The following is an 11,726-nucleotide window of genomic DNA, read 5'->3' on the forward strand; positions in this document are numbered from 1 at the left end:
GGGGGTTAGCTTAGCAGAGACAGATCGTCCCATGCGAAAATGAGATTGTCGGAGCGCCAGATAGGCCCCGGATCGGTATAACGGCCGATCAGCTGCCCTCCAAGGGCGCGATAGAAGGCGATCGCAGGCTCGTTGCCGACGACAACGCCGAGCGCGGCGCCCGAATATCCCATGGCAGCAAACTCTTCCATCATTGTCCGCATGAGCCGGCGGCCAAGTCCCTGACGCTTGATGGAGGGATCGATATAGAGCGATTTTATCTCACCGCGCCCCTCGAATGCTGGCTCGGACGCAGCTGCAATCGCGCCGATGCCGACAAGTCGCGCACCTTGTTCAGCCAGGAACACGCGCTGATCCGGACGCGGAGTGGCCAGCATATCCGCCCATCGCGCGCGACGGTAATCTTCATCAAGGACCCGATAGACTTCGGCAGGCGCGAGATCGCGATAGGTATCGCACCAGATCGCGCGATGCAGCCTGGCGATGTCAGCAACATCACCGGCGAGCGCGGGCCTGATCGCTATGTCCATCGTCATTGGGCATTTCTGAGGACGGTGCTACGCAGCGCGCCGACGAGATAGAGCGAGCCGGTAACAAGCATCCAGCCGCCGCGCTCGGCGGCTTTCACCATAGCCCGATCCAGCGCCCTGTGCGGGTCCGGCTCGGCTTCGCAATTCATACCCATGGACTTCCCCAACGCTTCCAGCTCGATCGCTGGATGGGCACGCCCCGATCCGGACGCTTCCGTAAAGACAGCATAAGCCGCGTATCGCGATAACACGTCCAGAAAGCCGGGTGCATCCTTGTCGGATGCCAGTGCGACGATGGCAACAAATTCGCCGCTGACCGAGGAGGAGCGCGTGATATCGCGCAACACAGCCTCGATATTGAACGGCACATGCGCGCCATCCATGATGATGGGCAGGCTTTGCCGCCCCTTTGCCAATGCAGGCGACAGAGAAACGTCGAAACGCTCCATCCGCCCCGGCAGACGCGCCTTGTCGATGACTGCTTTTTCGAGCAGCCATGCACCGATCGGCTGACCCTTTTCGCCTCCCTCTCGCACACTCTCACCCTGCCGCCCCAGATGATCGAACACGAGTCCGACCAGGGCGATATTCGTTGCGGCAATCGTCTCATCGTCTGGAAGATTGGTCCGAAGCACCTTGCAGCCCAGCTCATCGGCGCGCTGCTGCAACACCTGTCCTGCGACATCGTCGGCGGCAAGCGTCGTCACAAGCGTCGCGCCGGGCTTCAATATGCCGACTTTCTCCCGCGCGATCGCCTCGCGCGTGCTTCCCAGAATCTCCGTGTGCTCAAGGCCGATATTCGTGACGATCGCGACTTCGCCGAAGACCACATTCGTCGAATCCAGCCTGCCGCCCAGCCCGACCTCGACCACGACCCAGTTCAAACCGGCGTCCCTGAAGACGACGAAAGCGGCCGCCGTTATCACGTCGAACCAGGTGGCGTCCTCGCCGGCGGTTGCCGCCTGCTTCGCGTCCTCATAGCCATCCAGAACCTGCATGATCGCCGTCGCCAGCGCATCGTCCTCGACCTCCTGGCCGAGAATGCTGACACGCTCGTTCACCCGATCGACATGTGGCGACCCATAACGTCCGATCCGCCAGCCAGCCCGCAGCAATCCAGCCTCAAGGAGCGCTGATACCGATCCCTTACCCTTGGTGCCGGCGACATGGATGGCGCGAAAGCTCCGATGCGGGTTGCCCAAGCGCTGCATGAGATCGAGCATCGGCTCGAGACCGACCCGCATCTCTCCACGCGGCTTGCGCTCCCAATTGGTTAGTTGATCGAGCCGGGAGAGTGCCTGGGGCAACAGAGGGTTGAGATGAGCCTGCGACATTGAATGCTTTCCTGGACCATTTTGTTGCGGCTGAGAAAGCCGCGGGCCTTTTTAGTCCCGCCAGCCCGGCATCGCCATCAATTTCTCAAGCGATATCCCGTCCGGAAAATCCATCTCAGGATGATCAGACAGATGACTAGGAAAAGCGTGATCATGGCAAGGCTCAGCACCGGATTGACGTCGGCAATGCCATAAAAGCTCCAGCGGAAGCCGCTGACCAGATAGAGAACCGGATTGAGATGGCTGACCGCCTGCCAGAACGGCGGCAGCATGTTGATAGAATAGAAGCTGCCGCCAAGGAAGGTGAGCGGCGGCACGACCAGCATCGGGATGAGGTTCAGCTGCTCGAAATTCCCGGCCCAGATGCCAATCATGAAACCGAACAGGCTGAAAGTGACCGCCGTCAGCACGAAGAACAGGATCATCATAAAAGGATGCTCGATCCTGATATCGACGAAGAAACTCGCGGTCGCGAGGATGATCAGGCCGATCAGCATCCCCTTGGTGGCAGCCGCACCGACATAGCCGAGCACGATTTCCGTCATGGCGACAGGCGCCGACAGCACCTCGTAGATCGTACCGGTGAACTTCGGGAAATAGATACCGAAGGAGCCGTTGCTGATGCACTGACCGAGCAAGGTCAGCATGATCAGGCCGGGCGTAATGAACGCTCCATAGGAAACGCCCTCGACCAGGTTGATGCGCGAACCGATCGCAGCACCGAAGACGATGAAATAGAGCGACGTGGAAATGACAGGCGAAACGACGCTCTGCAGCAGAGTGCGGCGCGTGCGGGCCATTTCGAACGAATAGATAGACTTGATCGCTTCGAAGTTCATTTGCCTGCCTCCACCAGCGAGACGAAAATATCCTCGAGCGAACTCTGGCGCGTCGAAAGATCCTTGAAATGAATTCCCTCGGCACCGAGTTTCGACAGCAGAGCCGCAATGCTAGACTGCTCGTGCTGGGCGTCGAAATCATAGATCAGCGTCAGTCCGTTCGGGCCTAGCGAAAGCCCGTTCCCGTTGAGAGACTCCGGTATGGCGTCGATAGGCTCGCTCAAATCGAGGATCAGCTGCTTGCGGCCGAGCTTGGCCATGAGCGCCCTCTTCTCCTCCACCAGCAGCAGCTCGCCACCATTGATGACGCCAACGCGATCGGCCGCTTCTTCGGCCTCTTCGATGTAATGCGTTGTGAGAATGATCGTGACGCCGGACGCGCGCAAGCGCTCGACCACATGCCACATGTCCTTGCGCAGCGTCACGTCGACACCGGCCGTCGGCTCGTCGAGGAAGAGGATCTCCGGTTCGTGCGAGAGTGCCTTGGCGATCAGCACGCGCCGCTTCATGCCACCGGAGAGCTGGCGAAGCATGTTGTCTTTCTTTTCCCAGAGCGAAAGATCCCGCAATATCTTCTCGATATATTCCGGGTTCGGCTTCTTGCCGTGAAGCCCGCGCGAAAAGCTGACTGTATTCCAGACGGTTTCGAACTGATCGGTCGTCAATTCCTGCGGCACAAGGCCGATCAGGCTGCGCGTAGCGCGAAAATCGCGCACGACGTCATAGCCGCCGACGGTCACAGACCCACCGCTCGGGTTGGCAATCCCGCAGACGATGGAAATCAGTGTTGTCTTGCCGGCACCGTTCGGCCCTAGCAGCGCCAGGATTTCCCCTCGCTCAATATCGAGACTGACACCTTTCAGCGCCTGAAACCCGTTGGAGTAGGTTTTGGTCAGATTACTTATGGAAATGATCGGAGCCATAGCGAGGCAAAGTCCGGCTTTTGTGATGAATTTCGCGGCGTTTGCCCGCTATATAACCGGTTCTAACCTTTGACCACCCCACAGTAGCGGAACACAGCGTTCGCCCAGGGTAAATAAGCTGTCATCAAATCGTGACCTTCGTCGGGCATATAGCTCCTTAGGTGAGCAACGTTTGTCGCAACTCCGCCCAACGCCTCTTGGCGACACCGTCAGCGCCTGCTGTATTGGCCGATTTATTGCTTTGCATTCATATTGCGTGCAGCATCATTGCAACATGAAGTTCTTTTCTGGAGCTGGCAAGGATCCCCCGTCGTTGCCATGCTCCGCTCAAGCCGGCTCAGCCGGCTTTTTTCTTTTTTGCCAGCTTACGATCGGGAAGAACCTACCAATTGCCGTTTACGCCGCAACCCGCCGGCGGCAGCGTCTTATGCTCGAAGCGAGCCTTCAGCATCGCACAACCCTTGTCGCGAATGGGTCCAGGCATCATGGAGTTGAGACCGATGCCGACTTCATCGAAAGGATCATCGGCATAGGCGACATAAGCATACCAGCGGCCGCCAATGACGATAATGATGGCAATCAGTGCGGCAACGAGCGCCCTTCCCAGGCTTCTCTTTCGTCTCGGTATGTCTTCCATGAACCCCTCCCTGCCATTTAGCTCGCGCAGTTGAGCGCGATTCCGCCGAAAGGTAAATCAGCTTTCCCGTTTGGCAAGGGTGGATGCTGTCCCGGCAAAAGGCCAATCAAAGGCTGCAATAGCGCCGGCCACCTTGACGGTCCCTGAGGTCGAAATGGAAGTGGTTCCAGTGCTCCGGATTGCTGCCTGGGCCGAGCACCGTATCGAAATAGCGGCAGCTGTCGCTACGTACCGCCTTGAGCAACCGCCCTTCCCGGAAGGAAAACAAGCCCTTCTTCCGTACGTCGATCACATGGCCATTCTTCAGGATAAAGGTACCAACATCGATCGCGTTGCCATGGGCATGTTCCGACATCGGATTATAGCGTTGCCGGCTATTGTTCATCCGCCGGCAGGAATAACCACCGAGCGGCACGATCGTGCCGATGCCCGTCCAATAGCGGGTGCGCGCCGCCGGCGCCAGTTCGTTCTTCACCCATTTTGCGAAGGCGAGCGTCACTTGGCAATTCAACGTGACGGCGGGCCGCACCGCTATATTGCCTGAGAGGCCGCTGAGCGAAACCGGATAGGGAACCTGACATGCCGGGCCGTTCGAGATCGCCGGCTTGTCGGTATAAACCACGCCCATGCGCTGCAATTCCCGACGGCAGGCGATTTCAGAAGGCGGCATCATGCCCGGCGTCGATTGCGGCGCTTCAAACTGCTGATCGAGGCGCGGTATCGGATTTTCGACACGCGGCAGCATCGCAACCTGCGTTCCCGGCAGCTGCCTCGGTATCCGTGACTGGTTGAGTTCGGCCTGTGCCGCCGGCCGCTGAATAATCGACCGGTTGGTCTGTACCGGCGCATCGGTGCCGATGCCATCGACCACGGGCTGGTCGGATTGACCTTCCGCAATGTTCTGCTGCTCTTCCTGCGCCAATCCCACCACCGAGGCTGATTGCGCCTCTTCGCTCGGCCCGACGCCAAGTTCGGCATCCATGTTGACGCCCTGAGAGGGGATATCCGACTGCTGTGCTAAGCCGGCTTCGACATCCGTGGTGGTCACGGCCTCGCCAGTGCCGTTGGAGCGAACGGGACCGCCACTCTTGTAACTGCTCGATGCGGAAACGACGGGATCTTGTACCCCTTGGTAGGCAAATTGGCGTTGCGGCACACTGCGATGCGGCTTGATGGATCCGACACGCGAGGAACTGTCTATGCCGGACGGCGGCACGAGGCTGTCGGCCGTACAGGCGACCAGCGCCGACGACAATAGCAATGGCAGCGCGACCCGCCGTAGAATGGGTAAAATGGTCATAATCCTGATCCGCTGCCCCAGCCACGGTCGGCAATGATTACAAATCCTAAATGGGAAGGGTGAACGAAAGCTTACCGCAGGGTGATCTCGGTGTTTCACACAGGCGCCACGTCACCGCATAGTGGCTTGAAGCAAAACACCCACAGGAGTCCTCCATGGAAATGCGGGTATGGCTTTTCCATCGAGGCAGGATTGCATAGGCTGATTATCGGAATCGACCGTCAACAGGAGCAGATGAATGAATGACAGCGTCAAACCGAGAGGCGAGCTGACATTGCGCACGCTTGCCATGCCCGCCGACGCCAATCCTGCCGGCGATATTTTCGGCGGCTGGGTCATGGCGCAGATGGACTTGGCAAGCGGTATCCGCGCTGCCGAGCGGGCGCGCGGCCGCGTCGTCACGGCAGCGGTCAAGGAGATGGCCTTCGAACTGCCGGTCAAGATCGGCGATACGCTGAGCGTCTTCACCGATGTCGAACGCGTCGGCCGCACCTCGATCACCCTGAGCGTAGAAGCATGGGCGCACCGGGCCCGTTATAACAGCCTGGAGAAAGTCACGGCTGCGACCTTCATCATGGTCGCGCTCGATGAAAACGGCTTGCCGAAGGCCGTACCGGAGGAGAGCTGACGCGATGGATTCCGCGCACACACCGGAAGTCTACGTCTATATCAGAACGGTCATGAGCATGGTGATCGGCCTTTCGCTGGCTCAGCTTCTGACCCGGCTTGCCGGTTTCGTGCAGGCGCCGGGCAAGAACAAGATCTACCCCGTCCATATCGGCTGGGTATTGTCCATGTTCCTGTTCATCATCCATTTCTGGTGGTGGGAGTACCGGCTGCAATCGGTTGCGCAGATCAATTTCGGCGTCTACCTCTTTCTCATCTGCTTCTGCTGCCTCTTCTATTTCCTATGCGTATTGCTCAATCCGCCGTCGGTCGAGGATTATGGCGGCTTCGAGGAATATTTCATATCCCGCCGCCATTGGTTCTTCGGCCTGCTCGCGGTGACCTACGCGGTAGACCTCATCGACACATTGCTGAAGGGGGAAGCCTATTTCCGGTCGCTCGGCTGGGAATATCCAATACGCAATGTCGTCTATATCATCCTTTGCATCATCGCCTCGATCACCGCGAACCGGCGCTTCCAGGCGGCATTCGTGATTGTCGGGCTGATCTATCAGATCACATGGATCTTCCGCCTCTACGACGTGCTTCCGGTATAGCGATCGCATCCGCCAGCGGGCATTATATCCACCGCCATTTGGGTTCCTGCGATCCTTGACCAAGACATCGCCATATTGTTCAGATCGATTACGGTCTGCGACGCAGGTGGGAGACTGAAGCCTTGAGGACAATGAGCTATGCATTGGGATTGGCGCTCGCTCTTTCGCTGCCCTGGCTTGCTCATGCCGAGGACCCAGCCCCAGGACCCGCCAATACGACGATCGACCTGAAATACTGGGTGGAATTCGCAAAACAGGGAAATCCGGCCGCTCAATATGGTCTCGGCTATCGCTACGCCAACGGTCAGGGCGTGGAACAGGATGACGCTCAGGCCGTCGATTGGTATCGGAAATCGGCCGAGCAAGGCAATGCGCAGGCCCAATATGCACTCGCCTACATGTATGCCAGCGGCCGCGGCGTCGATACCGATCTGAAGCAGGCAAACGACTGGTATTTAAGGGCGGCGCAAAACGGCAATGCCGATGCCCAATATGCCATCGGCTATTCCTATGCCAATGGCCGCGGCATGGCTGTCGATAATGAAAACGCCGTCACCTGGTACCAGAAATCCGCCGCCCGGGGACAGGCGCAGGCGCAATATGCGCTCGGCTACATGTATGCCAATGGTCTCGGGGTGCATCAGGACGAGGCGATCGCACTCGGCTGGTATCGCAAGGCGGCTGACCAAGGTCGACCCGACGCCCAATACGCAATCGGCTACATGTACGACAACGGTCAAGGCGCCGAAGAAGACCAGGAACAGGCTGTCGCCTGGTACAAAAAGGCCGGCAATCAAGGAGTTGCGCAGGGTCTGTATGCAGTCGGCTATGCCTATGCCAACGGCAAGGGTGTCACACGGAACGATGCCGAAGCCTATTCCTGGTGTATGAAGGCGGCGATAAAGGGCCGCGCCGACGCCCAATACGCCGTTGGTTACAGTCTTGCGAACGGGATAGGCGTGGCCCGAGACTACAGGCAGGCGCTGCAATGGTATCGCAAAGCTGCCGATCAGGGCCGCCCCGATGCGCAATATGCTATCGGCTACCTCTACGCCAACGGCCAGGGCGTGAAGACTGACGATGACAGCGCGGTGAGATGGTATCGCAAGGCCGCCGAACAAGGCGATGCACAGGGTCAATATGCCCTCGCCTACATGTATGCCGGCGGCCGCGGCGTTGGCAGGGACTATGGCAAAGCCTTTGACTGGTACCAGAAGGCTGCAAGCCAGGGTCACGCTGACGCCCAATACGCGCTCGGTTATATGTATGAAAACGGTCAGGGGACAACGGCTGACAAATCGGCCGCCGCAAATTGGTATCGCCAGGCGGCCGACCAGAACAATTCACAGGGCGAATATGCCCTCGCCTACCTTTATTATCAGGGCGCGGGTGTTCCCAAGGACTATGGCCAAACGGCCGCTCTGCTTCGCAAAGCCGCCGATCAGGGCAATGCTCGGGCGGAATACGGTCTTGGATATCTGTATTATAACGGCTATGGCGTGCCAAAGGACTCCAAGACCGCTGCCGACTGGTTCAACAAGGCGGCGGCCAAGGGATTGCCGGAAGCGCAACACGGGCTCAGCTACATGGAAGCCAATGGCGACGGCCCGATCAAGGATCTCGGACCGCTGGGACAAGGGGCCGCCGATAAAAAAGACTCGGGCGTCAGCACGGGCTGGCTCTTGTTCCATTTGCTGATGGTGCTCGTGCCTTAGCGGTTGCGAAGCGCTCGCCATGTTAATTCAACGGATTTCGACTGAGGGGTAGATTGTGAACTGGAAGAAAGCGGCAGCAGGTTTGCTCTTCGCGCTGGCGTCCGCGGGAGTCGCACAAGCCGATGTCGGACGAAACAGCTACGATCGCGGCGACATCAAATCCGGCCTGGATTACTGGCGACCCCTGGCGAACAAGGGCAATCCCGCCGCACAGCTGAAACTCGGACGAATGTATGAGGAGGGCAATGGCGTCGAAAAGAACCTGACGCTCGCCCTCAGCTGGTACAAGAAGGCCGCCGATCAGGGCAATGCCGAAGCGCAATTCAACGTCGGCACCATGTACGATCAGGGCGAAGGCGTTACCGCCGACAAGAGCCAGGCCATAGCCTGGTACAAGAAGGCTGCGGCACAAGGATACCTCAACGCGCAATACAATCTCGGCGTCGTCTACGACACGGGCCAAGGCGTAGCCCAGGACAAGCCGCAGGCGTTTGCCTGGTACAGCAAGGCCGCCGAACAGGGCGACGCCGATGCGCAATTCAATGTCGGCACCATGTACGACCAGGGCGATGGCACGGGCAAGGACAAGACCAAGGCCGTCATCTGGTATCGCAAGGCGGCCGAACAGGGAAAAGTCGAGGCACAATACAATCTCGGCATTATGTATCGCGACGGCGAAGGCGTCGCCAAGGACAGCGCTGCCGCCTTCTCCTGGTTCAAGAAGGCGGCCGACCAAGGCGATGCCAGTGCGCAGTTCAATATCGGGGCCATGTATGCCGATGGCGATGGGATCAGGCAGGATCAGGCCGAGGCGATCGCATGGTTCCTGAAAGCTGCAGCGCAGAACGATGTCGAGGCCGAATACAATCTCGGCGTCATGTTCCGCGATGGCGAAGGCGTTACCAAGAACGGCCATCGAGCCGTCTACTGGTTCGAAAGGGCGGCGGAACATCGCTATGCCGGCGCGGCCTACAATCTCGCTATGATGTACCGCGACGGCGATGGCGTCGCTGCGGACGCGGGCAAGGCAGCAGAATGGTTCCGCAAGGCGAAGCATTTGGGTTACGACGGAGACACGGAGCCGCCGGAAGCTCCCTCCGGTGGACAGACTATTCCGATTTGAGCGCTTTACGGGCCGACCGGTAAACCTTCATGGCCTGTCGATCATTGCCCTGCTCCCGGTGGAGCGCGGCAAAGCATGCGGATACCTATCGGACGGTCATCATCAAGTCGGGGATTGCCTTGGCAAAGGAAGAGATGGAAGACTGTCGCGGCGCCGCGCCTGATTTGCTGCTTCTTCCCTTGAGAGGATAGATCGTCGTGAACCTGAAATATCCCATGTTCCCCGTCTCACTTCTGCCGCCGCTTCGCATGGCTTCGTTGACGGTGGCGATCGTGCTGCCGCTCTCTCCGCTTCCGATGGCGGCTATGCCGGCGGAGGCTGCGCCCGGTTCGTGCTGGTCGCTGCTGCAGAGCAAGTTCGGCCCCGAGATCGAAAAATCGGTGAATGAGGCCGATCCGTGCAAGAAGCTCCCGGGTGTCGATCACAAAGACAAGTTCGAGGTGAAATCGCTCGATGTCTGCGACGGTCCGAACGGTGGCGTCCAGATCAATGCCCATGCAGAGATGGCCTGCAAATCGCATGGCGTATTGAAGACGACGATCAAGGGGGAACTCGATGCCTCGATGACCGTCGATGTCGGCGCATGCCACATCACCGACCTGCATCTCGGCATCAATGGCCCGATCGGCGAGCTGATATCCTCGGTCGGAGGCTTGCAGGAACTTGCCCGCGGCTTTGCCCAGGCCAAGATCTCGGAAATCTGCGGAAAGTGAAGAAGGGCCGGTAAGGATCGCCGGCCCTTGAGATGGAATGACGACAAACCGTTCAAGTTTGCATGACACTATCGGCTTGCCCTGCGTCTTTGCTGCCGAACCGAACACCCTTCTTCTCGAAGCCAAAGCCGGCAAACAACGCTACGACGACGGCCACGATGCAGGCGACGATCAACAGCGCCAGCGCATAGTCGCCGCCCCATTGCTTGGCCAATCCCGCCTGGATCGAGGCATTGCCCGAAGCCAGCAGATTGCCGAGCTGATAGGCAAATCCGGGGAACGTGCCGCGCACTTCATCCGGCGACAATTCGTTGAGATGCACGGGGACGATGCCCCAGGCGCCCTGCACGAACAGCTGCATCAGGAAGGCGCCGATCGCGAGCATCACAGGTCCGTGGCCCCAGACCCAGAGCGGGGCGACGGGTATGGCCAGAAGTGCCGCGATGACGATCGTCCGCCGCCTGCCCCAGCGCTGCGACAAAGAGCCGAAGGTCAGGCCGCCGACAATCGCACCGATATTGTAGACGATGGCGATGGCGCCGACCGTATAGGAATCATATTGCCGCTGGGTTTCGAGGAAGGTCGGATAAAGATCCTGGGTGCCGTGGCTGAAGAAATTGAACGCGGTCATGAGAAGCACGGCCCACAGGAAGAGCGGGATATTCTCGCGCAGCACGGTGAGAAACGGCCGTTGCGGCTTGGCCTGCCGCTGCAGGAAGGCCGGAGATTCCTCCACGTTACGCCTGATATAGAGCACCAGCAGCGCGGGGACCGCACCGACGAAGAACATGCCGCGCCAGCCGATGATCGGAAACAGCAGGAAGAAGACGATCGAGGCGATCAGATAGCCCGAGGGGTAACCGGCCTGCAGGATACCCGATACCAGACCGCGGGAATCCTCCGGTATCGTCTCCATGACGAGCGACGCGCCCACGCCCCATTCCCCGCCCATGGCGACGCCGAAAAGCGCACGCAGGACGAGAAACATCGTCAAGCCGGTCGAAAAGCCGGTCAGGAATTCGAAGACGGAATAAAGCAGCACGTCGACCATCAGGGTGGTGCGCCGCCCGAACCGATCCGCCGCGAGCCCGAAGATCAGCGCGCCGAGCGGCCGCATGGCGAGGGTAAGAAAGATCGCCACGGCAACCGCCGGAACGTCTGTGTGAAATTCTTCGGCTATATGCTTGAGAACGAAAACCAAAATGAAGAAATCGAAAGCGTCCAATGTCCAGCCCAGATAGGCTGCGATCACGGTGTTTCGCTGCTGGGGGGACAGGGAACGTAAACTATCCAATGCGGTCATCATGATCCTCCGACCGGATGGCGGCGGCGAGGCGGGCAATACCGGATGCCGTCGAAGCTGGGGAAACCCGGCATTGGCCGGGCATG

General features: G+C 59.2%; 12 protein-coding genes. 5 read left to right on the top strand and 7 right to left on the bottom strand.

Annotated features, from left to right (window positions below; genetic code table 11):
• Positions 1–5: 5 nt before the first annotated feature.
• The 6 genes from FHX05_RS02775 to FHX05_RS02800 all read right to left on the bottom strand — a co-directional run bounded on the left by FHX05_RS02775 (position 6) and on the right by FHX05_RS02800 (position 5,563).
• A complete protein-coding gene (locus FHX05_RS02775; protein ID WP_183870602.1) occupies positions 6–536 on the bottom strand; it encodes a GNAT family N-acetyltransferase in 531 nt (176 codons plus the stop codon).
• Positions 533–1,864 (bottom strand): Mur ligase family protein, encoded by a 1,332-nt coding sequence (locus FHX05_RS02780; RefSeq protein ID WP_183870603.1) that lies wholly within the window; start codon positions 1,862–1,864, stop codon positions 533–535. Before FHX05_RS02780 ends, FHX05_RS02775 begins: the two co-directional genes overlap by 4 nt.
• Positions 1,865–1,941: 77 nt before the next feature.
• Positions 1,942–2,703: an ABC transporter permease gene (locus FHX05_RS02785; RefSeq protein ID WP_183709854.1), complete on the bottom strand. Its 762-nt coding sequence runs from the start codon at positions 2,701–2,703 to the stop codon at positions 1,942–1,944.
• Positions 2,700–3,626, bottom strand: coding sequence for an ABC transporter ATP-binding protein (locus tag FHX05_RS02790; protein ID WP_112606234.1), 927 nt, complete (start codon positions 3,624–3,626; stop codon positions 2,700–2,702). Before FHX05_RS02790 ends, FHX05_RS02785 begins: the two co-directional genes overlap by 4 nt.
• 382 nt (positions 3,627–4,008) lie before the next feature.
• Positions 4,009–4,263, bottom strand: a complete 255-nt coding sequence (locus tag FHX05_RS02795) for a hypothetical protein (protein ID WP_112606231.1) — start codon at positions 4,261–4,263, stop codon at positions 4,009–4,011.
• A 106-nt stretch (positions 4,264–4,369) separates the two neighbouring features.
• Positions 4,370–5,563 carry an extensin family protein gene (locus FHX05_RS02800; protein WP_112334650.1) on the bottom strand — a complete coding sequence of 398 codons (1,194 nt, stop codon included), beginning with the start codon at positions 5,561–5,563 and terminating at the stop codon, positions 4,370–4,372.
• Between the two features lie 238 nt (positions 5,564–5,801).
• Here FHX05_RS02800 and FHX05_RS02805 point away from each other — a divergent pair, with 238 nt between their 5' ends.
• The 5 genes from FHX05_RS02805 (at position 5,802) to FHX05_RS02825 (ending at position 10,337) form a co-directional block, all read left to right on the top strand.
• Positions 5,802–6,191 (top strand): acyl-CoA thioesterase, encoded by a 390-nt coding sequence (locus FHX05_RS02805; protein ID WP_112334649.1) that lies wholly within the window; start codon positions 5,802–5,804, stop codon positions 6,189–6,191.
• 4 nt (positions 6,192–6,195) lie between these two features.
• Positions 6,196–6,786, top strand: a complete 591-nt coding sequence (locus tag FHX05_RS02810; protein ID WP_112334648.1) for a hypothetical protein — start codon at positions 6,196–6,198, stop codon at positions 6,784–6,786.
• Between the two features lie 131 nt (positions 6,787–6,917).
• A complete protein-coding gene (locus FHX05_RS02815) occupies positions 6,918–8,501 on the top strand; it encodes a tetratricopeptide repeat protein (protein WP_183870604.1) in 1,584 nt (527 codons plus the stop codon).
• A gap of 55 nt (positions 8,502–8,556) precedes the next feature.
• Complete coding sequence (locus FHX05_RS02820; protein WP_183870605.1) at positions 8,557–9,624, top strand: SEL1-like repeat protein; 1,068 nt, start codon at positions 8,557–8,559, stop codon at positions 9,622–9,624.
• A 197-nt stretch (positions 9,625–9,821) separates the two neighbouring features.
• Positions 9,822–10,337 carry a hypothetical protein gene (locus FHX05_RS02825; protein WP_112334645.1) on the top strand — a complete coding sequence of 172 codons (516 nt, stop codon included), beginning with the start codon at positions 9,822–9,824 and terminating at the stop codon, positions 10,335–10,337.
• A gap of 52 nt (positions 10,338–10,389) precedes the next feature.
• On the opposite strand, the gene FHX05_RS02830 is transcribed toward FHX05_RS02825, so the two are convergent.
• A complete protein-coding gene (locus FHX05_RS02830) occupies positions 10,390–11,640 on the bottom strand; it encodes an MFS transporter (protein WP_183870606.1) in 1,251 nt (416 codons plus the stop codon).
• Positions 11,641–11,726 lie beyond the last annotated feature (86 nt).

It is taken from the genome of Rhizobium sp. BK491, assembly GCF_014194925.1.
Taxonomy (GTDB): Bacteria; Pseudomonadota; Alphaproteobacteria; order Rhizobiales; family Rhizobiaceae; genus Rhizobium.